This window comes from Streptomyces sp. NBC_00154, assembly GCF_026342835.1.
GTDB lineage: Bacteria > Actinomycetota > Actinomycetes > Streptomycetales > Streptomycetaceae > Streptomyces.
The window spans coordinates 4,967,051-4,990,754 of the sequence record NZ_JAPEMI010000001.1; the positions used below are offsets into that span (position 1 = coordinate 4,967,051).

Consider the following 23,704-nt stretch of genomic DNA (forward strand, 5'->3'; position numbering starts at 1 on the left):
ACCCTGGGGCCGACGCTTTCGCCCGGGCGGATGAGCGATCGTATAGCTGGGCCGGGTCTGTCCCCGAGTCACCCGCCCACCTGCCGCGTAAGCCACAGAAGAGAGACCCACCCATGTCCTGGCTGTCCAGATTCAGCCTCGCGCAAAGGGCCCTGATCGGGCTGATCTCGATCGTCGCGCTCGTCTTCGGAGCGATCGCGATCCCGCAGCTCAAGCAGCAGTTGCTGCCCACCATCGAACTCCCGATGGTGTCGGTGCTCGCCCCCTACCAGGGCGCGTCTCCCGATGTGGTCGAGAAGCAGGTCGTCGAACCGCTCGAGAACACCATCAAGTCCGTCGACGGAGTCACGGGCGTCACCTCGACCGCCAGCGAGGGCAACGCCGTCATCATGGCGTCCTTCGACTTCGGCGACGAGGGCACGAAGCAGCTGGTCGCCGACATCCAGCAGGCGGTCAACCGCGCCCGCGTCCAGCTGCCCGACGATGTCGACCCGCAGGTCATCGCCGGTTCGACGGACGACATCCCGACCGTCGTCCTCGCCGTCACGTCCGACAAGGACCAGCAGGCGCTCGCCGACCAGCTGGACCGCACCGTCGTCCCCGCCCTGGAGGACATCGACGGCGTCGGCCAGGTCACCGTCAACGGTGTCCAGGATCTCCAGGTCTCCATCACCCCGGACGACAAGAAGCTCGCGGCCGCCGGGCTGAACGCCGGATCTCTCGCCCAGGCCCTCCAGGCGGGCGGCGCCACGGTCCCGGCCGGTTCCTTCTCCGAGCAGGGCAAGAGCCGCACCGTCCAGGTCGGCGGAGCGTTCACCTCGCTGAAGCAGATCGAGGACCTTCGGGTCGCCGGTCAGAACCCGGCCGCCGACAAGCCCGGCAAGCCGGTCCGTGTCGGTGACATCGCCACCGTGAAGCAGGAGCCGGCCACCGCGGTCTCCATCACCCGGACGAACGGCAAGCCGAGCCTCGCCGTGATGGCGACGATGGACAAGGACGGCAGCGCCGTCGCCATCTCGGACGCCGTCAAGGACAAGCTCCCGGACCTTCGCAAGGACCTCGGCGCAGGCGCCGAACTGACCGTCGTCTCCGACCAGGGCCCCGCCGTCTCCAAGGCGATCTCCGGTCTGACCACCGAGGGCGCGCTCGGCCTGCTCTTCGCGGTCATCGTGATCCTGGTCTTCCTCGCGTCGCTCCGCTCGACGCTGGTCACCGCGGTCTCCATCCCGCTCTCCGTGGTCCTCGCCCTGATCGTGCTCTGGACCCGCGACCTGTCGCTCAACATGCTCACGCTCGGCGCGCTGACCATCGCGATCGGCCGCGTCGTCGACGACTCGATCGTCGTCCTGGAGAACATCAAGCGCCACCTCGGCTACGGCGAGGAGCGCCACTCCGCCATCATCACCGCGGTGAAGGAAGTGGCCGGCGCGGTCACCTCCTCGACCCTCACCACGGTCGCGGTCTTCCTGCCGATCGGTCTGGTCGGCGGCATGGTCGGCGAGCTGTTCGGCTCGTTCTCCCTGACCGTCACCGCGGCCCTGCTCGCCTCCCTGCTGGTCTCGCTGACCGTGGTCCCCGTCCTGTCGTACTGGTTCCTGCGCGCCCCCAAGGGCAGCACGGAGAACCCGGACGAGGCCCGTCGCAAGGCCGAGGAGAAGGAGGCCCGCAGCCGGCTCCAGCGGCTGTACGTCCCGGTGCTGCGCTTCGCGACCCGGCGCCGTATCACCAGCATCGTCATCGCCGTCGCCGTGCTCTTCGGTACCTTCGGCATGGCCCCGCTGCTGAAGACCAACTTCTTCGACCAGGGTGAGCAGGAAGTCCTCTCCATCAAGCAGGAGCTGGCCCCCGGCACCAGCCTGACGGCCGCCGACGAGGCGGCCAAGAAGGTCGAGAAGCTCCTCGACGGCGACAAGGGCGTCAAGGACTACCAGGTCACCGTCGGCTCCTCCGGCTTCATGGCGGCCTTCGGTGGCGGTACGGGAGCCAACCAGGCCTCGTACCAGGTCACTCTGAAGGACTCGGCCGACTTCGACGCCACCCAGAAGCGCATCGACGAGGGCCTCGGCAAGCTCGACGGCATCGGTGACACCACCATCGCCGCGGGCGACGGCTTCGGCAGCCAGGACCTGAGCGTCGTGGTGAAGTCCGCCGACGCGGACACCCTGAAGAAGGCCTCCGAAGAGGTGCGGGCGCAGGTGGCCGAGCTCAAGGACGTCACCGACGTCCAGAGCGACCTGGCGCAGTCCGTCCCGCGCATCTCGGTCAAGGCCAACGCCGAGGCTGCGGCCGCCGGCTTCAGCCAGACCACGCTCGGTGCGGCTGTCGCCGGAGCGGTGAGCGGCACCCCGTCCGGCAAGGCGATCATGGACGACACCGAGCGCGACGTCGTCATCAAGTCCGCCCACCCGGCCACCACGATGGACGAGCTGAAGAACCTCTCGCTCGGCCGGGTCAAGCTCGGTCAGATCGCCGAGGTGAAGCTGGTCCCCGGCCCGGTCTCGATGACGAGGATCGACGGCCAGCGCGCTGCCACGATCACCGCCCGCCCCACCGGTGACAACACCGGCGCGGTGAGCGCCTCGCTCCAGTCGAAGATCAATGCCCTGGACCTGCCGGACGGCGCCACCGCCACCATCGGCGGTGTCTCCGAGGACCAGAACGACGCGTTCATGAAGCTCGGTCTGGCCATGCTGGCCGCGATCGCGATCGTCTTCATGCTGCTCGTCGCGACGTTCCGCTCGCTCGTCCAGCCGCTGATCCTGCTGGTCTCGATCCCGTTCGCGGCGACGGGCGCCATCGGTCTCCTGGTCGTCACCGGCACCCCGATGGGCGTTCCGGCAATGATCGGCATGCTGATGCTGATCGGCATCGTGGTGACCAACGCGATCGTGCTGATCGACCTGATCAACCAGTACCGGTCGCAGGGCATGGGCATTGTCGAAGCAGTCATCGAGGGCGGCCGCCACCGCCTCCGCCCGATCCTGATGACCGCACTCGCGACGATCTTCGCCCTGCTCCCGATGGCGCTCGGCGTCACCGGCGAGGGCGGCTTCATCTCGCAGCCCCTCGCGGTCGTGGTGATCGGCGGTCTGGTCACGTCGACGCTGCTGACGCTGCTTCTGGTGCCGACGCTGTACGCGATGGTGGAGCTCCGCAAGGAGCGCCGCGCGAAGAAGAAGGCGATCAAGCGGGCGAAGAAGGCGGGCCTGTCCGCCACGGCCCGGCCGGAGGAGACCACCTCCGAGGAGCCGGAGCCCGCGAAGGCGTAACGCAGGGCACGCAAAAGGCCCCGGCACCGTTTCAACGGTGCCGGGGCCTTTTGCGCGTCTCCAGTACGGGGGAGGGGCGGTAGGGGACAACGCCCGCCCGCAGGCGCAACGCCTACGGCAGCGCCAGCATCCGCTCCAGCGCCAGCTTCGCGTACTTCTCCGTCTCCGGGTCGACCTCGATCCGGTTGACCAGGTTGCCCTCGGCCAGCGACTCCAGAGTCCACACCAGGTGCGGCAGATCGATCCGGTTCATCGTCGAGCAGAAGCAGACCGTCTTGTCGAGGAAGACGACCTCCTTGTCCTCCGCCGCGAACCGGTTGGCCAGGCGCCGCACCAGGTTCAGCTCGGTGCCGATCGCCCACTTCGAGCCGGCCGGCGCCGCCTCCAGGGCCTTGATGATGTACTCCGTCGAGCCGACGTAGTCCGCCGCCGCCACGACCTCGTGCTTGCACTCGGGGTGTACCAGCACATTGACGCCCGGGATGCGCTCGCGCACGTCGTTGACGGACTCCACCGAGAAGCGCCCGTGCACCGAGCAGTGCCCGCGCCACAGGATCATCTTCGCGTTCCGCAGCTCCTCGGCGGTGAGACCGCCGTTCGGCTTGTGCGGGTTGTAGAGGACGCAGTCCTCCAGGGTCATCCCCATGTCCCGGACCGCGGTGTTCCGGCCCAGGTGCTGGTCGGGAAGGAAGAGCACCTTCTCGCCCTGCTCGAAGGCCCACTCCAGGGCCCGCTTCGCATTGGACGAGGTGCAGATCGTGCCGCCGTGCCGGCCGGTGAAGGCCTTGATGTCGGCGGAGGAGTTCATGTACGAGACGGGTACGACCTGCTCGGCGACCCCGGCCTCGGTCAGCACGTCCCAGCACTCGGCGACCTGCTCGGCAGTGGCCATGTCGGCCATCGAGCAGCCCGCGGCCAGGTCCGGCAGCACGACCTTCTGGTCGTCGGTGGTCAGGATGTCCGCGGACTCGGCCATGAAGTGCACGCCGCAGAAGACGATGTACTCGGCCTCGGGCCGGGCGGCCGCGTCGCGGGCGAGCTTGAACGAGTCGCCGGTGACGTCCGCGAACCGGATGACCTCGTCGCGCTGGTAGTGGTGGCCGAGGACGAAGACCTTGTCCCCGAGCTTCTCCTTGGCCGCGCGGGCGCGCTCCACCAGGTCCGGGTCGGACGGGGAGGGCAGATCGCCAGGACACTCCACGCCGCGCTCGCTCCTGGGGTCGGCATCGCGGCCGAGGAGCAGCAGGGCGAGGGGCGTCGGCTGGACATCCAGTGGTTGGGCGGTGGTCACGTCACGCACCCTTTCTGTTCTGCGGTCAGTGCGGCACAGCCGCTCCAGTGGAGTCAGGGCTTGCACCGGGGAGCCTTTTCGTCTATTTGACGCTATCTATCATATCTGCTTCATGTCACTTTGACGACACCGATCGCGTCGATGTGACGCATTCCGTCCCGGGGCCTCGCCGCCCCCGCTCGCGGACTCTTCGCGAGCCGGTGTGCGAGCATGAAAGGAACAGGCAAGCGCTCGGCCCGGAATGAATCCGCGGTCCCGACGGTTGCAACGTCGGCAAGCAGTCCGTACAACCCGGGAGAGAAGCAGATGTCCGTATCGGACGAGACCACCACCGTGAGCGACGGCATCCTCCTGTCCGACGCCGCCGCAGCCAAGGTCAAGGGCCTGCTGGAGCAGGAAGGCCGTGACGACCTGGCGCTGCGCGTCGCCGTCCAGCCCGGCGGTTGCTCGGGCCTGCGCTACCAGCTCTTCTTCGACGAGCGTTCGCTCGACGGCGATGTCGTGAAGGACTTCGACGGCGTCAAGGTCGTCACCGACCGGATGAGCGCTCCGTACCTGGGCGGCGCCTCCATCGACTTCGTCGACACCATCGAGAAGCAGGGCTTCACGATCGACAACCCGAACGCCACGGGCTCCTGCGCCTGCGGCGACTCCTTCAGCTGAGGCGCGAAGGCGGTAGCGGGCAGCAGTGCCCGCAGAAGGCGGCGCCCTCCGGATTCCCGGGGGGCGCCGCCTTCTGTCGTACTTAGCCGCGCGGCACCATGCCGCCCGTCGCGTCGAGCACCTTCCGGTCACCCAGCGGCGCGTCCAGCGTCACCGTTCGCGTCAGCTTCTTGGCGATCATGACGCAGACCTTCTCCGGGTCGGGGTTCGACTCGGTGATCGTCACCCGTACCGCGTCCGCACTCTCGGTCGCGCTCGCCGCGTAGGTACTGCACACCCCGCCCCAGAACGTCACCTCCAGCGTCCGCCCGTCGGCGCTGTACGAGATGAGCGGCCGCTGGGACCGTGCGTCGTCCCCCGAGCCGGGGGTCGGAGTCCTCTCCGGCGTCGGGGTCTTCGAGGGCTTCGCCAGCGAGTCCGGGTCCACCGCGACCTGGGTGACCGTGTTGCCCGTCCCGCCCGCGGCCGGGTGCACCGAGAAGAGCCACGACGGCACGAGCGTCTGCTCGCCGTCCACGTACCGCATCGCGAGGCCGAACACCGCCTTGTCGACCGTCACGGTCGTCGTCCCGCGCTCCGTCCCGGTCCGCGCCCCGCAACTGTTTCCCGGAGACTTCAGGGTGCCGTCCTCCAGTGGTACGGGGGTGGCGCACCCTCCGATGCCGCTGCGCGAAGTGTCCGCCCGGCCCGCCCTGTTCAACTGGTTCAACGCGTCGCCCGCGCTGATCACCGGATACTCGGCGCCCTTCTCCAGACCCTTCAACTGCCCGCTGCCACCGGTCACTTCACCGTCAGGGCCCACCTGGATCCCGGTCGCCCAGCCGTAGGTGGGCAGCCCGTCGACCACCGGGTTCGCGTTCACCACCCGTACCGAGCCCATCAGTTGGCGGGCGTCGAGAGCCGCGTCGTCCTGACCGACCGCCTTCAGCACGGGCGCCGCGGCGGCCTTGGCTGCTTTCTCGCTCACCGGCGACCCCGTGCCGCCAGGCGCCATGTCCTTGCTCGAACACACCGTCGTGCTCTGGCAGTTGTCCGTCCCGCCGGAGCCGTACCTGGCGAAGGTCCAGGTGCCCGGCGCCTGCTTGTTCACCCGCAGCAGCGGACCTGAGCCGTCCCCGTCGGAACCCACCTTCCAGGCCGCACCCTCGGCCTGCGGTGTACCCGCCACGCCCAGCGCCTTCGCCAGCCGTGCCACCTCCGCCGCCGACACCGTGCCCTTCGCGCGGTGGACAGCGGCCGTGTCCGGCCCGTCGGGCAGCTTGCCGGCCGCGCGATAGACCACACCGCCGCCACTCGGATCGGGCTCGCCGACAGCGATGCCCTCGGGGGGCGCCGTCGGGCTGTCCGGGCCGCCCGGCGTCTCGTCGAGCGCGAGCAGGGGAGCGGCGTCGTCACTGCTGCCCGACCGGCTGCCCCCGTCGTCCGCCGCGGTGGCGGCCCAGTACGCGCCGCCGCCCCCGGCCAGCAGGACCGCCGCCACCGAGGCTACGGCCAGCCGGGACCGCTGCCGGGGGCGGATCACGTCGTTGTCGGGTCGCTCGGTGCTCACCGGATCGCTCCTTCGACTGCGTTGCCGTCGCCGTGACCGTCGCACGGTCATCGCCTGTCCCGCGAGTCGGGGACAACGGTGGGACGGAGCGCAGCAGCACCCGGTTCCCGCATGGGGCATTCGGGGGATGTCCGGTGCGAGCGGCCGCCGCTCTCAGTCGCCGTACTCGGCCATCGAGTCGATCAGCCGTGCGGACGCGACCGGCACGGTCACGCCGTGAATCAGGGACGGCGTCACAGGGGTGGGAGCGGCCGTGGCGGGTACCACCCAGTGCGGAGCCATCCGTGCGCAGTCACCGCGCAGCTCGGCCAGGCTGATCTCGGACTCGCGGGGGGCGATGTTCTTCGACATGTCCGCACCGTAGGCACCGCGCGCCTCAGGATAAAAGCCCTACTATCGGGTAGTTTTTCCCCCTTCAAGGCGAGTGCGACGAACGGGTAGCGTGGACTGTCACGCCGTTCCGGGAGCGCAGTCACCCGTTCCCCTCGACCTCCGCAGGAGCAGTCTCCCCGTGCGCATCGCAGTCACCGGCTCCATCGCCACCGATCACCTCATGACCTTCCCGGGCCGCTTCGCCGACCAACTGGTCGCCGACCAGCTGCACACGGTCTCGCTCTCCTTCCTGGTCGACAACCTCGATGTACGCCGGGGCGGTGTGGCCGCCAACATCTGCTTCGGCATGGGCCTCCTCGGCACCGGCCCGATCCTGGTCGGTGCCGCGGGCTCCGACTTCGACGAGTACCGCGCCTGGCTCGACCGGCACGGTGTCGACACCGGATCGGTCCGGATCTCCGAAGTCCTGCACACCGCCCGTTTCGTCTGTACGACGGACGCCGACCACAATCAGATCGGCTCCTTCTACACGGGCGCGATGAGCGAGGCACGGCTGATCGAGCTGAAGGCCGTCGCCGACCGGGTGGGCGGTCTCGACCTCGTCTCGATCGGCGCCGACGACCCCGAGGCGATGCTCCGCCACACCGAGGAGTGCCGCTCGCGCGGCATCGCGTTCGCCGCCGACTTCTCGCAGCAGATCGCCCGGATGGACGGCGAAGAGATCCGGATCCTCCTCGACGGCGCCACGTACCTCTTCTCCAACGAGTACGAGAAGGGACTCATCGAGTCCAAGACCGGCTGGACCGACGAGGAGATCCTCGCCAAGGTCGGCCACCGAGTCACCACGCTCGGCGCCCGCGGCGTCCGGATCGAGCGGGCCGGTCAGGAGACCATCGAGGTCGGCTGCCCGGAGGAGGAGACGAAGGCCGACCCGACCGGCGTCGGTGACGCGTTCCGTGCCGGGTTCCTCTCCGGCCTCGCCTGGGGCGTCGGCCTGGAGCGGGCCGCCCAGGTCGGCTGCATGCTCGCCACGCTGGTCATCGAGACGGTCGGCACGCAGGAGTACACCCTGCGCCGCACCCACTTCATGGACCGCTTCACCAAGGCGTACGGCCACGACGCCGCCGCCGAGGTCCGCGCCCACCTCGCGTAGTCAGGACAGCCGGCGGACCACATAGGCCGAGCCGCGGTCCGCCGGCTCCTCGCCCACGTACTCCTGCTCACGCATCGCGCACCACGCCGGGATGTCCAGCCGCGCCGCCTCGTCGTCGGAGAGCACGGTCACCGTCCCGCCCACCGGTACCTCTCCGATCACCTTTGCGAGTTCGATCACCGGGATCGGGCACCTCTTGCCCAGGGAGTCGACGACCAGGGACGTGGCGGCGGCGGGGGAGGGGGCCACCGAAACGGGCGCGCCCAGCCTCTCCCTTACCTCTGACACCGCTCCCGGCAGCACCCGCAGGAAGCGGTCGACGTCCTCCGCCGTGGTGCCGGCCGGCAGGGACACCCGGACGTTCCCCTCCGACAGCACCCCCATCGCCCTCAGCACATGGCTCGGCGTCAGCGTGCTGCTGGTGCAGGACGAACCGGACGATACGGAGAACTCCGCCCGGTCCAGTTCATGGAGCAGGGTCTCCCCGTCGACATAGAGACAGGAGAAGGTCACCAGATGCGGCAGCCGCCGCACCGGATCACCGACCACCTCCACGTCGGGCACCAGCTCCGGCACCCGCGCCCGGATCAAGTCGACCAGCGCCCGCAGCCGTACGGACTCCGCCGCGGCCTCCGCACGGACCGCGCGCAGCGACGCCGCCGCCGCCACGACCGCAGGAATGTTCTCGAACCCGGCGGCCCGCCCCGACTCCCGTTCGTCCGACGGTCCTTGAGGGGCGAACCGGACCCCCTTGCGCACGGCGAGCAGCCCCACCCCCGAAGGCCCGCCCCACTTGTGGGCGCTCGCCGTCAGCAGCGACCAGCCCGCCGGCACCGGACCCCAGCCCAGCGACTGCGCGGCATCCACCAGCAGGGGTACGCCCGACGCCCGGCAGAGCTCCGCGACCTCGGCCACCGGCTGCTCCGTACCGACCTCGTGGTTGGCGGACTGCAGGCAGGCCAGTGCGGTGTCCTCGCGCAGGGCCTCCCCGTACGCCGCCGCACTCACCGCCCCCGCCCGGTCCACCGGCACCTCGGCGAACGTCCCGCCCTGCGCCTCATGGGTGGCAGCCGCATGGAGCACCGACGAGTGCTCGACCGCCGAGACCACCAGATGACGGCCGACACGCCGACGCCCGGCGAGCGCTCCGGAGATCGCGGAGTGCGCCGCCCGGGTCCCCGAGGAGGTGAAGGTGAGCTCGTCGGGGCGGCACCCCACGGCCTCCGCAGCGGCCTCCCGGGCCGCGTCCAGCAGTAGCCGCGCCCGTCGCCCCTCCCGGTACAGCCGGGCAGGGTCGGCCCAGCCCTCGTCCAGGGCGGCAAGCAGCGCCTGGCGGGCGACCGGGTGCAGGGGGGCGGAGGATGCGGCGTCGAAGTAGGGCACACGTCCACGCTAGCCCGCGCCCGCCACCATGTCGGGACGGGCCGGCCGCGCAGCCAGGAGAGGGCCCGTCAGATGGCGGCCGGAGGCCCGGATTCCACCCCTTCGGGGAGTCGGGCGGCGCGTTGGGCACCCTCCCCGCGCGACCCCAAATAGCGTCCAGTAGGGTTTGGTCCGCATAAACATCCAAACCCCTGCCCGCGTCAGGGCGGCGACCGACCAGCGAGACGGCCGCGCCGAACGCGCGGGCGAGACTCTCGGGAAGGCGCTACGTGAGTCCCAACGGCTCCGACCGCTCGTCGCGGCGCCCGATGCGGCGGAAGCTGCCGCAGGTGCTGACTGCGGGCCTGATCCTGGCGACCGCCACCGGTTGCACATACAAGGACTTTCCCCGCCTTGGTATGCCCACGCCGGTAACGGAAGAGGCACCACGGATCCTTTCCCTCTGGCAGGGCTCGTGGGCGGCAGCGCTCGCCACGGGCGTGCTGGTCTGGGGCCTGATCCTGTGGAGCATCATCTTCCACCGGCGCAGCCGCACCAAGGTGGAGGTTCCTCCGCAGACCCGGTACAACATGCCCATCGAGGCGCTGTACACCGTGGTCCCTCTCATCATCGTCTCGGTGCTGTTCTACTTCACCGCGCGCGATGAAACGAAGCTTCTCTCGCTCTCGGCGAAGCCTGCCCACACCATCAACGTGGTCGGCTACCAGTGGAGCTGGGGCTTCAACTACATCGAGAACGTGGACGGCTCGACCGCCACGGGCAACGAGATCCCCAAGGAGCTCGACGCCATCCCCGACCGGTTCCGTAAGCAGTTCCCCCCGGGTGCGGACGGCGTCTACGACGTCGGCGTCCCGGGCACCCGGAACCCGCAGAACGGCAACCCGGGTCCGACCTTGTGGCTGCCGAAGGGCGAGAAGGTCCGCTTCATTCTGACTTCGCGTGACGTCATCCACTCCTTCTGGGTGGTGCCGTTCCTCATGAAGCAGGACGTCATTCCGGGCCACACCAACTCCTTCGAGGTGACTCCCAACCAGGAGGGCACCTTCATGGGCAAGTGCGCCGAGCTCTGCGGCGTCGACCACTCCCGGATGCTCTTCAACGTCAAGGTCGTCTCCCCGGAGCGCTACCAGGCGCACCTCAAGGAGCTGGCCAAGAAGGGCCAGACGGGCTACGTGCCGGCCGGTATCGAGCAGACGAACCCGGCCAGGAATGCGGAGACGAACAAACTGTGAGCATCCTCAACGAATCTCAGGGTGCCGCGGCAGCAGACGACTCGTACGAGGACGAGCTGCCGGTCCGGCGCAAGCAGCCGGGAAACGTCGTCATCAAGTGGCTGACCACCACTGACCACAAGACGATCGGCACGATGTACCTGGTCACGTCGTTCGCGTTCTTCTGCATCGGCGGCCTGCTGGCGCTCTTCATGCGCGCCGAGCTGGCCCGTCCCGGCACGCAGATCATGTCGAACGAGCAGTTCAACCAGGCGTTCACGATGCACGGCACGATCATGCTGCTGATGTTCGCGACGCCGCTGTTCGCCGGGTTCGCGAACTGGATCATGCCGTTGCAGATCGGTGCGCCCGACGTGGCGTTCCCGCGGCTGAACATGTTCGCGTACTGGCTGTACCTCTTCGGCTCGATCATCGCGGTGGCCGGCTTCCTCACCCCGCAGGGTGCGGCCGACTTCGGCTGGTTCGCCTACTCCCCGCTCTCGGACGCGGTCCGTTCGCCGGGTATCGGCGCCGACATGTGGATCATGGGTCTGGCCTTCTCCGGCTTCGGCACGATCCTCGGTTCGGTCAACTTCATCACCACGATCATCTGCATGCGCGCACCCGGTATGACGATGTTCCGCATGCCGATCTTCGTGTGGAACGTCCTGCTGACCGGTGTGCTGGTCCTGCTGGCCTTCCCGGTGCTCGCCGCCGCGCTCTTCGCGCTGGAGGCGGACCGCAAGTTCGGGGCGCATGTATTCGACGCGGCCAACGGCGGCGCACTGCTCTGGCAACACCTCTTCTGGTTCTTCGGCCATCCAGAGGTGTACATCATCGCGTTGCCGTTCTTCGGAATCATTTCCGAAGTGATTCCGGTGTTCAGCCGGAAGCCGATGTTCGGCTACATCGGCCTGATCAGCGCGACGATCGCCATCGCGGGCCTCTCCGTGACCGTGTGGGCGCACCACATGTACGTCACCGGTGGTGTGCTGCTGCCGTTCTTCTCGTTCATGACGTTCCTCATCGCGGTACCGACCGGTGTGAAGTTCTTCAACTGGATCGGCACGATGTGGAAGGGATCACTGTCCTTCGAGACACCGATGCTGTGGGCCGTCGGCTTCCTGATCACCTTCACCTTCGGTGGTCTGACCGGCGTCATCCTGGCCTCGCCCCCGATGGACTTCCACGTCTCGGACTCGTACTTCGTCGTCGCGCACTTCCACTACGTCATCTTCGGCACCGTGGTCTTCGCGATGTTCTCCGGATTCCACTTCTGGTGGCCGAAGTTCACCGGCAAGATGCTGGACGAGCGGCTCGGCAAGATGACGTTCTGGACGCTGTTCGTGGGCTTCCACGGCACGTTCCTGGTGCAGCACTGGCTCGGTGCCGAGGGCATGCCGCGTCGTTACGCGGACTACCTCGCCGCCGACGGCTTCACGGCGCTGAACACGATCTCGACGATCTCCTCGTTCCTGCTCGGCCTGTCGATGCTGCCGTTCTTCTACAACGTGTGGAAGACCGCCAAGTACGGCAAGAAGGTCGAGGTCGACGACCCGTGGGGGTACGGCCGTTCGCTGGAGTGGGCGACCTCCTGCCCGCCGCCGCGGCACAACTTCCTCACCCTGCCGCGGATCCGTTCCGAATCCCCGGCGTTCGACCTGCACCACCCGGAGATCTCGGCGCTCGAGCAGCTGGAGCATCACTCCGAGGCTGACAAGGCCCTCGCGGGTGGCAAGGAGGCCGGCAAGTGAAGATCCAGGGCAAGATGTTCCTCTGGCTGAGCGTCTTCATCCTCGCCATGGCAGTGACCTATGGCGTGTGGTCGAAGGAGCCGGCCGGTACCACCGCGCTCGTCCTGGCCTTCGGCCTGAGCGTCATGATCGGCTTCTACCTGGCCTTCACGGCGCAGCGGGTCGACGCGATGGCTCAGGACAACAAGGAAGCCGATGTCGCGGACGAGGCCGGCGAGGTGGGGTTCTTCTCCCCGCACAGCTGGCAGCCGCTCTCGCTGGCCGTCGGTGGCGCCCTCGCCTTCATGGGGGTCATCTTCGGATGGTGGCTGCTCTACTTCTCGGCCCCGGTCATCCTGATCGGCCTGTTCGGCTGGGTCTTCGAGTACTACCGCGGTGAGAACCGCACCCAGTGACACCGCTCCACCTGACGGGGGGCCCGCACTTTCTCATGTGAGAGGTGCGGGTCCCCCGTTTGCAGTCACCCGGCGCGCTGAAACTGATGAATCTTCTTAGCGTGGTGACCATGAACACGCCGCGCATTCGCCCCGTAGTGAGCTGCACGCTGCTGGTCATGACCCTGGTTGCAGGGGCGACCGCCTGTGGCGGGCCAGATGGTCATCCGCTCGCCGAACAGCCGTATGACGCGGCGGACGAGATCACCTCCAACGCCCCGGAGGGCAACCAGAAGGCCGATCCCGACAAGCCCCTCGAAGTCACCGCCACGGGTGACGACGGCCGGATCACGGACGTTGCCGCGGTGGACGCCGCCGGGCGCCATCTCGCGGGCGAACTCTCGGCCGACGGGCTGCGCTGGCACTCCACCGTCCCGCTCGCGGCCGGCACCCGCTACACCGTCAGGGTCAGCGTCGAGGACGACGACGGTGCCCCGGGCAGCCGTACGCTCTCCTTCGAGACGGCCCCGGCGAAGAAGCTCCTGAACGTCACTTTCGGCCCGCACGCGGGCACCTACGGCGTCGGACAGCCCATTACGGCGGAACTCAGCGCTCCGGTCAAGGGCAAGGCCGCCAGGGCCGCAGTGGAGCGCGCGCTGAAGGTCCGCTCCACGCCCTCCGTGACGGGCTCCTGGTACTGGGTCGACGACAAGATCCTGCATTACCGCCCGCAGACGTACTGGCCGGCCCGGGCCACGATCGAGGCCAGCAGCAACATGGCCGGCATCAGGGTCACCAAGGGGCTGTACGGAGCCCCCACGAAGCCATTGAAGATCACTACCGGCGACCGTATCGAGGCCATCACCGACGCCGCCGCGCACACCATGACGGTCAAGCGCAACGGAGAGGTGATCAACACCATTCCGGTGACCACCGGACGGCCCGGCTTCGACACCCGCAACGGCGTCAAGGTCGTGCTGAGCAAGGAGTACTCCGTACGCATGCGCGGGGAGACCATCGGCATCTCGGAGAACTCCAGCGACGGGTACGACCTGATGGTCTACTACGCGACCCGCGTCACCTGGAGTGGTGAGTACGTGCACGCCGCCCCCTGGTCCACCGGCTCACAGGGGTACGCGAACGTCAGCCACGGCTGTACGGGCATGAGCAACGCCCAGGCCCAGTGGTTCTTCAACACCGTGCGCGAGGGCGACCTCGTCTCGGTCGTCGGCAGCCTGGGCCCCACGATGACGCCGTTCGACAACGGCTACGGCGACTGGAACCTGTCCTGGGCGAAATGGCAGCAGGGCAGCGCCCTGCAGAACAAAGCCGCCCCGGACGGGTCGACGGTGCAGGCGGCGCGCCTGCGCCCCGAGGTCTGACCGGCCAGGGGAGTGCGCCGCCTTTCCAAGGGACATGAAGCAGCCCGGTCCGCGGCGGAACCGCGGGCCGGGCCGCAGCAGGACTCAGGACTGTACGCAGAGCCTGCTGCGCAGCAGGGCGGCCAGGGCGTCCGCGAACTCGACGGGCTCGACCGGAAGGGTCACCGCGGCGTCCGCGCGGCTCCACGTGGCCAGCCAGGCGTCCTGCGGGCGCCCCATCAGCAGCAGCACCGGCGGGCAGTGGAAGATCTCGTCCTTGATCTGCCGGCAGACGCCCATGCCGCCCGCCGGGGCCGTCTCGCCGTCCAGCACGCACACGTCGATGCCGCCGTTGTCCAGCGCGGTCAGGACGGCGGGCAGCGTGGCGCACTCCACGAACTCCACCGGTGGCACGTCCGCTGCAGGCCTGCGACCGGCGGCCAGCCTCACCTGCTCACGGGTGTTGGCGTCGTCGCTGTAGACCAGGACCGTGGCGGTCGGCTGCATTGTTCCTCCGTGACATCTGTGTCTTCGGGGCTCTCGGGGCATGAACCGATGCGCGGATCGTACTCCGATCGACAGCCTGTCAGCACCGGTAATGACACCGATTCGATGGGCCGTTCGGGCAGGACACACCCTGCTGACACACCGAACGGCACCCCCCGGAGTGAGGGCGGGATAAGCGACCGACATAATGTCGGTCGTGGCGACAGCAACGACAGTAGAAACCGGGCACGCGCACCCGTCGGTCAATCGACCGAACCTCACCAGCGTCGGAACCATCATCTGGTTGAGTTCCGAGCTGATGTTCTTCGCGGCCCTCTTCGCGATGTACTTCACCCTCCGATCGGTGATGGGACCCGACCACTGGAAGGAAATGGCTTCGGCCCTGAACTTCCCGTTCTCGGCGACGAACACCACGATCCTGGTGCTCTCCTCCCTCACCTGCCAGCTCGGCGTCTTCGCCGCGGAGCGGGGCGATGTGAAGAAGCTCCGTGCGTGGTTCGTGATCACGTTCGTGATGGGTGCGATCTTCATCGGAGGCCAGGTCTTCGAGTACACCGAGCTGGTGAAGAAGGACGGCCTCTCGCTGTCCTCCGACCCGTACGGCTCGGTGTTCTACCTGACCACCGGCTTCCACGGTCTGCATGTGACAGGCGGTCTCATCGCCTTCCTGCTCGTACTGGGCAGGACATACGCGGCCAAGAGGTTCACCCATGAACAGGCGACCGCTGCCATCGTCGTGTCCTATTACTGGCACTTCGTCGATGTCGTGTGGATCGGCCTCTTCGCCACGATCTACATGATCAAGTAATCGGGCTCGAACCCGAACCACATCCAGCATCGACGCAGAAGATCCTGACACCGGGGTAATCCGTGAAAAAGCTCTCCGCACGACGACGCCATCCGTTGGCGGCGGTCGTCGTACTACTCCTCGCGCTGGCGGCTACTGGGGGGCTGTACGCCGCGTTTGCGCCCGCGAGTAAGGCGCAGGCCGACGACACCGCCCAGTCCCTCGCCATCGATGAGGGCAAGAAGCTGTACTCCGTCGGTTGCGCCAGCTGCCACGGAGCCGGCGGTCAGGGCTCGTCCGACGGGCCGAGCCTGGTCGGCGTGGGCTCCGCCGCCGTCGACTTCCAGGTCGGCACGGGCCGTATGCCGGCCCAGCAGCCGGGTGCCCAGGTACCGAAGAAGAAGGTCATCTACACCCAGGCCGAGATCGACCAGCTCGCGGCGTACGTCGCGTCGCTCGGCGCCGGCCCGATCGTGCCGACCGAGGACCAGGTCAGCCCTGAGGGTGCGGACATCGCCAAGGGTGGCGACCTGTTCCGTACCAACTGCGCGCAGTGCCACAACTTCACCGGCGAGGGCGGTGCCCTGACGAAGGGCAAGTACGCGCCCAGCCTTGAGGGCGTGGACCCGAAGCACATCTACGAGGCCATGCAGACCGGCCCGCAGAGCATGCCGTCCTTCCCCGACTCGACGATGCCCGAGCAGCAGAAGCGGGACATCATCGCGTACGTCAAGACCGTGAACAGCGCCGAGTCCGAGACCCCTGGTGGCCTCAAGCTGGGCGGGCTCGGTCCGGTCAGCGAGGGTCTGTTCGCCTGGATCTTCGGTCTGGGCGCACTCGTCGCAGTTGCCGTTTGGGTCGCGGCCCACACCGCTAAGGCCAAGAAGTCATGAGTAGCCAAGAGAAGATTCCAGAAGAGAACCTGCCCGCTGAGCAGGAAGCCGCGCACGGCGCGGTAGAGGGCGCGGACGACCCGTTCGCCGACCCGGGGCTGCCGGCCCACCGGCCGCGCATCCAGGACATCGACGAACAGGCCGCGAAGCGCTCCGAGCGCACGGTCGCGTTCCTGTTCGTGCTGTCCATGCTGGCGACCGTCGGCTTCATCGCCTCGTACGTCATCTTCCCGGTGGACAAGATCGTGTTCATCTGGCCGTTCGGCCATGTGAGCGCGCTCAACTTCTCCCTCGGGCTGACCCTGGGCGTGGCTCTCTTCGCGATCGGCGCGGGCGCCGTCCACTGGGCGCGCACCCTGATGTCCGACGTAGAGGTCGCCGACGACCGGCACGCCATCGAGGCGGAGCCCGAGGTCAAGGCGAAGGTTCTCGCCGACTTCGCGGCCGGTGCCGAGGAGTCCGCGTTCGGCCGGCGCAAGCTGATCCGCAACACCCTGTTCGGTGCGCTGGCCCTGGTGCCGCTCTCCGGCGTGATGCTGCTGCGCGACCTCGGCCCGCTGCCGGAGAAGAAGCTCCGTCAGACCCTGTGGTCCAAGGGCAAGCAGCTCATCAACATGAACACGATGGAGCCGCTGCGTCCCGAGGACGTCGCCGTCGGTTCGCTGACCTTCGCCATGCCCGAGGGCCTGACGGAGGACGCTCACGACTTCCAGACGCAGATCGCCAAGGCTGCGCTGATGATCATCCGTATCCAGCCGGAGAACATCAAGGACAAGCGCGAGCGCGAGTGGGCCCACGAGGGCATCGTGGCCTTCTCGAAGATCTGCACCCACGTCGGCTGCCCGATCAGCCTGTACGAGCAGCAGACGCACCACGTGCTCTGCCCGTGCCACCAGTCCACCTTCGACCTCTCCGACGGCGCCCGCGTCATCTTCGGTCCGGCCGGTCACTCCCTTCCGCAGCTGCGGATCGGTGTGAACAGCGAGGGCAACCTCGAGGCGCTCGGTGACTTCGAAGAGCCCGTCGGTCCTGCATTCTGGGAGCGCGGATGAGTACTGCGACCGACACGAAGCGCAAGGCGCCCGCCGGCGAGCGGGTGGCCGACTGGGCGGACGGCCGGCTCGGGATCTACTCCCTGGCCAAGGCCAACATGCGCAAGATCTTCCCGGACCACTGGTCCTTCATGCTCGGTGAAGTCGCCCTCTACAGCTTCATCATCATCATTCTCACGGGTGTGTATCTGACGCTGTTCTTCCACCCGAGCATGAACGAGGTCGTGTATCACGGCTCCTACGAGCCGATGCAGGGCATCCGGATGTCCGAGGCCTACGCCTCGACGCTGGACATCAGCTTCGACATCCGCGGTGGTCTGCTGGTCCGCCAGATCCACCACTGGGCCGCGCTGATCTTCCTCGCGGCCATGTTCGTGCACATGATGCGCGTCTTCTTCACGGGTGCGTTCCGCAAGCCGCGTGAGATCAACTGGCTGTTCGGCTTCCTGCTGTTCGTGCTGGGTATGTTCACCGGCTTCACGGGCTACTCGCTCCCGGACGACCTGCTCTCGGGTACGGGTGTCCGCTTCACCCAGGGCGCGATCCTGTCCACGCCGATCGTCGGCACGTACATCTCCATGTTCCTGTTCGGCGGAGAGTTCCCCGGCGGCGACTTCGTCGCCCGGTTCTACTCGATCCACATCCTGCTGCTGCCGGGCATCATGCTCGGCCTCGTGGTCGGCCACCTGATCCTGGTGTTCTTCCACAAGCACACGCAGTTCGCGGGTCCCGGCCGCACCAACAAGAACGTCGTCGGTATGCCGCTGCTGCCGATCTACATGGCGAAGGCCGGAGGCTTCTTCTTCCTGGTCTTCGGTGTCATCGCGGTCATCGCGGCGATCGCCTCGATCAACCCGATCTGGGCCATCGGTCCGTACCGTCCGGACCAGGTGTCCACCGGCGCCCAGCCCGACTGGTACATGGGCTTCGCCGAGGGTCTGATCCGAGTGATGCCGGGCTGGGAGATCAACCTCTGGGGCCACACGCTCGTCCTGGGTGTGTTCATCCCGCTGATGGCCTTCGGCCTGGTGCTGGCCGTGATCGCGGTCTACCCGTTCATCGAGTCCTGGATCATCGGGGACAAGCGCGAGCACCACATCCTGGACCGCCCGCGCAACGCCCCGACCCGGACGGCCTTCGGCGTCGCCTGGATCACGGAGTACATCATCGTCTTCATCGGCGGTGGTAACGACCTCTGGGCCACGCACTTCGATCTCTCGCTGAACTCCATCTCGTGGTTCGTCCGGATCTTCATCTTCGTGGGACCGGTCCTGGCGTTCCTCGTCACGAAGCGGATCTGCCTCGGCCTTCAGCGCCGCGACAGGGAGAAGGTGCTGCACGGACGCGAGTCCGGTCTCATCAAGCGCCTGCCGCACGGTGAGTTCGTCGAGGTCCACGAGCCGCTCGGCCCCGCGCAGCTGCACACGCTCACCGCGCACGAGCAGTACAAGCCGGTCGAGATCGGCCCGACGGTCGACGAGAACGGTGTCGAGCGCAAGGTGCCGGCGCTGCAGAGGATGCGGGCCAAGCTCAGTAAGGGCTACTTCGGCGAGCACAACCAGATCGCCAAGCCCACTGCAGAGGAGTACAAGGAGATCACCAGCGGCCACGGCCACCACTGATCGCCTTAACTGATCGCCACAGCGGGAGCCCCGTCCATTCGATGGACGGGGCTCTTTGCTGTCCCGGGCGCTCGATAGGGTGGGGTCCATACCCTTATCGGCTGTGGACCCCCAGGAGCGGACCATGAACGTTGTGACCCCGGTCGGCGGCGACAGCGTGGCGGCTCGTTCCTGGCCCGGCGTACTGAACGCTCTGCTGCGCGGCCAGGACCTGACCGCCGACGACACCGCGTGGGCGATGGACAACATCATGAGCGGCGAGGCGACCGACGTGCAGATCGCCGGTTTCGCCGTCGCCCTGCGCGCCAAGGGCGAGACCGTCGACGAGGTCACCGGACTCGTCCGCGCCATGTACGAGCACGCCACCACGATCCAGGTGCCGGGCCGCACGGTCGACATCGTCGGAACCGGCGGCGACCTCGCCAAGACGGTCAACATCTCCACGATGTCCGCGATCGTCGTCGCGGGCACCGGAGCCAAGGTCGTCAAGCACGGCAACCGCGCCTCCTCCTCGGCCAGTGGCGCCTCCGACGTCCTGGAGAAGCTCGGCGTCAATCTGGAGCTGGCCCCGCAGCGCGTCGTCGAGGTGGCCGAGGAGGCGGGTATCACCTTCTGCTTCGCGGTGAAGTTCCACCCCGCTCTGCGGTACGCGGCGCGGGCTCGCAAGGAGCTCGGCGCGCAGACCACGTTCAACATCCTCGGTCCGCTCACCAATCCGGCCCAGGTGCGCTCCCAGGCCATCGGTGTCGCCGATCTGAAGATGGCCCCCATCGTTGCGGGCGTGCTCGCGGCGCGTGGAAACTCGGCGCTGGTCTTCCGCGGCGACGACGGTCTGGACGAGCTGACGACCACGGCGACCTCCCGGATCTGGGTGGTCAGGGACGGCGAGGTGCGCGAGGAGGCCTTCGACCCGCGCGACGTCGGCCTCCAACTGGTCCCCGTCGAGGCGCTGCGCGGCGCCGACGCCTCGTACAACGCCGATGTGGCCCGCCGGCTGCTGGCCGGTGAGACCGGCCCGGTACGTGAAGCGGTGCTGCTCAACTCGGCGGCGGCGCTGGTGGCGCTGGACCCGGGTGAGGGCACGCTGAACGAGCAGCTCGCCGCCGGGATCGCCAAGGCCGCCGAGTCCGTCGACTCGGGTGCGGCCCGGGCGGCGCTGGAGCGCTGGGTGACGGTCAGCAACGCCTGACCGAACGGGAAACGCGGACCGGGGCGCAGTCCAGATCTTGGACTGCGCCTTGCGCGTCGACGCACGTATGGCAAGATTCTGGGCAGGTCATGAGTGACAGCGACTACGGCCCCGGCCCGCTGTCCGGCAACCCTCCGTCCGTGGCGGGGTGCCCCGGGTGAAGACCAGGCCGTAGGCAGCGAGGTCTACGGCAAGCGCGGACCCCTCGACATCTGTGAATGTCACATCCCTGGGGTCCTGGTCCTCAAGGAGCCTCTTGTGAGCAAGCGAATGCGATAGGGCCCGGTCCGGCCCCTCTCCGCACCCCCTTTTCCTTCCTCCTGCGCTGCCGCGTACCTGCCGGCGCAGTGAATTCGCCTGCCTTGTACGGGAGTTCGCCATGTCTGTTGTCACCGCTGCCGCCGACCGATCTATTTGTTCCCCGCTGCCTGTTCTCGGCAAGGATGTGACCGTTCCGCTCGTTACCGGCGGAGAAGTCACCTATGCCGCCCTGGACTACGCGGCCAGTGCCCCGGCCCTGCAGCGGGTGTGGGACGACGTCGCCGCGTACGCCCCGTACTACGGCAGTGTCCACCGCGGCGCCGGCTACCTCTCGCAGCTCTCCACGGACCTCTTCGAGAACAGCCGCAAGGCAGTTGCGGAGTTCCTCGGCTGCCGCGCCGACGACCAGGTGATCTTCACCCGGTCGACGACGGACTCGCTGAACCTGCTGGCCGCGGCGGTCCCCGCCGACTGTCAGGTCTTCGTGTACGAGACCGAGCACCATGCCTCGCTGCTGCCGTGGCGCGACGCCCGTGTCACGTACCTCAACGCTCCCCGCACCCCGGCCCAGGCCGTCGAGACGCTGGAGCGGGCGCTCGCCGACCGTGACCCCTACGGCCCCGCGCTGGTCTGCGTCACCGGCGCATCGAACGTCACCGGTGAGCTGTGGCCGGTGAAGGAGCTGGCCGCCGCCGCCCACGCGCACGGCGCCCGGATCGTGCTGGACGCCGCACAGCTCGCGCCGCACCACCCGGTCGACATCGACGAGCTCGACGTCGACTGGGTCGCCTTCTCCGGACACAAGCTGTACGCGCCGTTCGGCTCCGGTGTCCTCGCGGGCCGCGCCGACTGGCTGCAGGACGCCGAGCCGTACCTGGCCGGCGGCGGCGCCTCCCGTAAGGTCGCCCGGCGTACCGACGGCGGTGTGGACGTGGAGTGGCACTCCACCGCCGCCCGGCACGAGGCCGGTTCGCCCAACGTCATCGGCGTCTACTCCATCGCCTCCGCCTGCAAGGCGCTCACCGAGGCCGGCTTCGACCGCCTCGGCGCCCGTGAGCAGCAGCTCGTCACCCGGGTCCGCGAAGGCCTGGCCGGGGTCCCCCAGGTCAAGGTGCTGTCGCTGTTCGGCGACGACGCCCCCCGGGTCGGCGTCATCTCCTTCGTGGTGGAGGGCTGGAACAGCTCGCACTTCGCCGCGGCGCTCTCCGCCGAGTACGGCATCGGGGTACGCGACGGACTGTTCTGCGCCCACCCGCTGGTGCGCACCCTGCTCGGCAGCGACCCGCAGGACCCGGGCGAGTGCGGTGCGCCGGAGGCCGAACCGGGCGAGCTCCCCCAGTCTCGAACGGACTCGACCGGGGGGACCCCCTTGCTGAACGCGATCCGGGTCAGCTTCGGCGCCGGTACGCCGGACGAGCACATCGAGCGCTTCGTCCGCGCGGTCAAGGAGCTGGTGAGCGAGGGGGCCCAGTGGAAGTACCGCACCGAGGACGGCCGCTGCGTCCCGGACCGGGGTACGGCGCAGGTCTGACCGGCCAGGAACCGAGGCCGTAATACTTCGGCCGGGGACGGGCAGCTGCCCGTCCCCGGCCGAAGTATTACGCCGTGATGAGGCGTATCTACGCGTCGAGACCGATGGCGAAGGCGGCTTCCAGGTCGTGCTGCGAGTACGTACGGAACGCGACATGAGTGTCGGTGCCCTCGACGCCCGGGATCTTGCTGATGCGGCCGGGGATGACGTCCGCCAGATCGTCGTGCTTGGCCACCCGGACCATGGCGATCAGGTCGTACGTACCGGTGACCGAGAAGACCTCGCTGACGCTGTCCAGCGCCGCGATGGACTCGGCGATCTCGGGAATCCGGTCCACGCTGGTTTTGATGAGCACGATCGCGGTGATCACGGCTGGCTTTCTCCCTCGGTGGCCGTGGCTGGAGTCTTCACTCTAGCCCCACGGCGGTATCGCCCCCAGGCGTAGAGGAAGCCGGTGGCGAAGCCGACCACATGGGCGAGATAGGCCACCCCCGGACCGCTGCCCGCACCCTGCGCCGCCATCCACTGCAGGACGAACCAGAAGATCAGCACGATCCAGGCGGGAAAGCGCAGTGGCAGGAAGAGCAGGAACGGGAAGAGGCTGGTGACCCGGGCCCGGGGGAACAGGTACAGGAACGCCCCGAGCACCGCAGAGATCGCCCCCGAGGCGCCGACGAGGGTCTGGTCGGAGTCGGCGTGCGCCGCCGCGTACGCCAGCAGGGCTAGGTAGCCGCAGCCGAGATAGAAGAAGGCGAACTCGGTACGGCCCATCCGTTCCTCGGCCATCGCCCCGAAGACGTACAGGAAGAGCATGTTGCCGAGCAGATGCAGCCAGCTGCCGTGCACGAAGAGTGCGGTCAGCGGGGTGAGCAGGGCGTGTGCGGAGCCGCCCCACAGTTCGGTGGGGATCACCCCCCAGCGCTCGAAATACCCGGCCTGGGCGGCGAGCAGGGTGTCGGCGGTGCCGTACGTGGGGTTGAAGCCGGAGAGCGGGCTGATCAGGAAGATGGCACAGCACAGGCCGATGAGGGCATACGTCACCGGGGCACCGCCCGCGGTGGCGGCGCGCAGGAGCCTGCCGGTCAGTCCGCCCGTCCCAGCCCGCCGTTCGATCATGAACAGAGCATGACGCAGGTGATGGAACGGGGCAGACCGCCTCGCCGTGCCGATGGGTATGCGCAAGGCCGTAGGGTTACAGCAGGACATCCGCAGTTCGACGGCGCACCGCGAGATCCTTGGCAGGCAGCAGCACGACGCTCGACGAAAGAGGACGCAACGATGACGACGGTTCCCCAGCCGACCGACGGGACCCGCTGGCGCTGCACGCTCTGCGGGAATCTCACGCGCTTCGATGTCACGCGCTCGTCCAAGGTTGTCGAATACGTGCATCTCGACCTCGCAGGAGAGGCGACCGTCGAAGAGCGCGAGGTGGTCAGTGAGACCATCGAGTCGGTCCGGTGTCGTTGGTGCAACGCGGTGGACCAGATCGAACTAGTCGACAGGCCGGGTGCCGACTCCTGA

Annotated in this window: 21 protein-coding genes and 1 riboswitch; of the genes, 14 read left to right on the plus strand and 7 right to left on the minus strand. The window is 68.2% G+C overall.

The features are described 5' to 3' along the window. Positions 1 to 113 precede the first annotated feature (113 nt). A complete protein-coding gene (locus OHA03_RS22250; protein ID WP_267005554.1) occupies positions 114 to 3,269 on the plus strand; it encodes an efflux RND transporter permease subunit in 3,156 nt (1,051 codons plus the stop codon). A gap of 112 nt (positions 3,270 to 3,381) precedes the next feature. On the opposite strand, the gene nadA is transcribed toward OHA03_RS22250, so the two are convergent. Further along, the gene (nadA, locus tag OHA03_RS22255) at positions 3,382 to 4,569 is read right to left on the minus strand and encodes a quinolinate synthase NadA (protein WP_267005555.1); all 1,188 of its coding nucleotides are present in this window, start codon (positions 4,567 to 4,569) and stop codon (positions 3,382 to 3,384) included. Between the two features lie 297 nt (positions 4,570 to 4,866). Here nadA and OHA03_RS22260 point away from each other — a divergent pair, with 297 nt between their 5' ends. Continuing rightward, a complete protein-coding gene (locus OHA03_RS22260; RefSeq protein WP_030933606.1) occupies positions 4,867 to 5,223 on the plus strand; it encodes an iron-sulfur cluster assembly accessory protein in 357 nt (118 codons plus the stop codon). Positions 5,224 to 5,305: 82 nt separating this feature from the next. On the opposite strand, the gene OHA03_RS22265 is transcribed toward OHA03_RS22260, so the two are convergent. Further along, the gene (locus OHA03_RS22265; RefSeq protein ID WP_267005556.1) at positions 5,306 to 6,772 is read right to left on the minus strand and encodes a hypothetical protein; all 1,467 of its coding nucleotides are present in this window, start codon (positions 6,770 to 6,772) and stop codon (positions 5,306 to 5,308) included. Between the two features lie 153 nt (positions 6,773 to 6,925). Next, a complete protein-coding gene (locus tag OHA03_RS22270; protein WP_267005557.1) occupies positions 6,926 to 7,123 on the minus strand; it encodes a hypothetical protein in 198 nt (65 codons plus the stop codon). 160 nt (positions 7,124 to 7,283) lie between these two features. On the opposite strand from OHA03_RS22270, the gene OHA03_RS22275 reads away from it, so the two are divergent. Then, on the plus strand, positions 7,284 to 8,258 hold the full coding sequence (locus tag OHA03_RS22275; RefSeq protein ID WP_030933597.1) for a carbohydrate kinase family protein: 975 nt from the start codon (positions 7,284 to 7,286) through the stop codon (positions 8,256 to 8,258). Here OHA03_RS22275 and OHA03_RS22280 read toward each other — a convergent pair whose 3' ends face one another. Then, on the minus strand, positions 8,259 to 9,641 hold the full coding sequence (locus tag OHA03_RS22280; RefSeq protein WP_267005558.1) for a cysteine desulfurase/sulfurtransferase TusA family protein: 1,383 nt from the start codon (positions 9,639 to 9,641) through the stop codon (positions 8,259 to 8,261). It lies immediately after the preceding gene. Between the two features lie 269 nt (positions 9,642 to 9,910). On the opposite strand from OHA03_RS22280, the gene coxB reads away from it, so the two are divergent. The 4 genes from coxB to OHA03_RS22300 all read left to right on the plus strand — a co-directional run bounded on the left by coxB (position 9,911) and on the right by OHA03_RS22300 (position 14,362). Further along, the gene (coxB, locus tag OHA03_RS22285) at positions 9,911 to 10,873 is read left to right on the plus strand and encodes a cytochrome c oxidase subunit II (RefSeq protein WP_267005559.1); all 963 of its coding nucleotides are present in this window, start codon (positions 9,911 to 9,913) and stop codon (positions 10,871 to 10,873) included. Continuing rightward, entirely contained in the window at positions 10,870 to 12,606 is a 1,737-nt protein-coding gene (gene ctaD, locus OHA03_RS22290) for a cytochrome c oxidase subunit I (protein WP_267005560.1), read from the plus strand. The genes coxB and ctaD overlap by 4 nt, the downstream gene beginning before the upstream one ends. Further along, a complete protein-coding gene (locus OHA03_RS22295; RefSeq protein ID WP_030973012.1) occupies positions 12,603 to 13,001 on the plus strand; it encodes a cytochrome c oxidase subunit 4 in 399 nt (132 codons plus the stop codon). Before ctaD ends, OHA03_RS22295 begins: the two co-directional genes overlap by 4 nt. 110 nt (positions 13,002 to 13,111) lie before the next feature. Then, complete coding sequence (locus tag OHA03_RS22300; protein ID WP_267005561.1) at positions 13,112 to 14,362, plus strand: Ig-like domain-containing protein; 1,251 nt, start codon at positions 13,112 to 13,114, stop codon at positions 14,360 to 14,362. Between the two features lie 84 nt (positions 14,363 to 14,446). Here OHA03_RS22300 and OHA03_RS22305 read toward each other — a convergent pair whose 3' ends face one another. After that, positions 14,447 to 14,848: a hypothetical protein gene (locus OHA03_RS22305; protein WP_267005562.1), complete on the minus strand. Its 402-nt coding sequence runs from the start codon at positions 14,846 to 14,848 to the stop codon at positions 14,447 to 14,449. Between the two features lie 187 nt (positions 14,849 to 15,035). Between OHA03_RS22305 and OHA03_RS22310 the strand changes: the two genes are divergently transcribed. The 6 genes from OHA03_RS22310 (at position 15,036) to OHA03_RS22335 (ending at position 22,183) form a co-directional block, all read left to right on the plus strand. Then, a complete protein-coding gene (locus OHA03_RS22310; RefSeq protein WP_030933584.1) occupies positions 15,036 to 15,656 on the plus strand; it encodes a heme-copper oxidase subunit III in 621 nt (206 codons plus the stop codon). Positions 15,657 to 15,718: 62 nt separating this feature from the next. Further along, positions 15,719 to 16,528 carry a c-type cytochrome gene (locus tag OHA03_RS22315; protein WP_267005563.1) on the plus strand — a complete coding sequence of 270 codons (810 nt, stop codon included), beginning with the start codon at positions 15,719 to 15,721 and terminating at the stop codon, positions 16,526 to 16,528. Then, positions 16,525 to 17,580, plus strand: a complete 1,056-nt coding sequence (locus tag OHA03_RS22320) for a ubiquinol-cytochrome c reductase iron-sulfur subunit (protein WP_267005564.1) — start codon at positions 16,525 to 16,527, stop codon at positions 17,578 to 17,580. Before OHA03_RS22315 ends, OHA03_RS22320 begins: the two co-directional genes overlap by 4 nt. Next, entirely contained in the window at positions 17,577 to 19,202 is a 1,626-nt protein-coding gene (locus OHA03_RS22325; protein ID WP_267005565.1) for a ubiquinol-cytochrome c reductase cytochrome b subunit, read from the plus strand. Before OHA03_RS22320 ends, OHA03_RS22325 begins: the two co-directional genes overlap by 4 nt. A gap of 124 nt (positions 19,203 to 19,326) precedes the next feature. Further along, positions 19,327 to 20,391, plus strand: coding sequence for an anthranilate phosphoribosyltransferase (gene trpD / locus OHA03_RS22330; RefSeq protein WP_267005566.1), 1,065 nt, complete (start codon positions 19,327 to 19,329; stop codon positions 20,389 to 20,391). Between the two features lie 85 nt (positions 20,392 to 20,476). Continuing rightward, positions 20,477 to 20,594, plus strand: a riboswitch (SAM riboswitch). A gap of 176 nt (positions 20,595 to 20,770) precedes the next feature. After that, positions 20,771 to 22,183: an aminotransferase class V-fold PLP-dependent enzyme gene (locus OHA03_RS22335; RefSeq protein ID WP_267005567.1), complete on the plus strand. Its 1,413-nt coding sequence runs from the start codon at positions 20,771 to 20,773 to the stop codon at positions 22,181 to 22,183. 88 nt (positions 22,184 to 22,271) lie between these two features. Here OHA03_RS22335 and OHA03_RS22340 read toward each other — a convergent pair whose 3' ends face one another. Together OHA03_RS22340 and OHA03_RS22345 are read right to left on the minus strand one after the other, a co-directional pair. Next, complete coding sequence (locus OHA03_RS22340) at positions 22,272 to 22,553, minus strand: Lrp/AsnC family transcriptional regulator (protein WP_005318592.1); 282 nt, start codon at positions 22,551 to 22,553, stop codon at positions 22,272 to 22,274. Further along, positions 22,550 to 23,299 carry a rhomboid family intramembrane serine protease gene (locus tag OHA03_RS22345; protein WP_267005568.1) on the minus strand — a complete coding sequence of 250 codons (750 nt, stop codon included), beginning with the start codon at positions 23,297 to 23,299 and terminating at the stop codon, positions 22,550 to 22,552. Before OHA03_RS22345 ends, OHA03_RS22340 begins: the two co-directional genes overlap by 4 nt. Before the next feature lie 162 nt (positions 23,300 to 23,461). Here OHA03_RS22345 and OHA03_RS22350 point away from each other — a divergent pair, with 162 nt between their 5' ends. Continuing rightward, positions 23,462 to 23,704: a hypothetical protein gene (locus OHA03_RS22350; protein ID WP_030933560.1), complete on the plus strand. Its 243-nt coding sequence runs from the start codon at positions 23,462 to 23,464 to the stop codon at positions 23,702 to 23,704.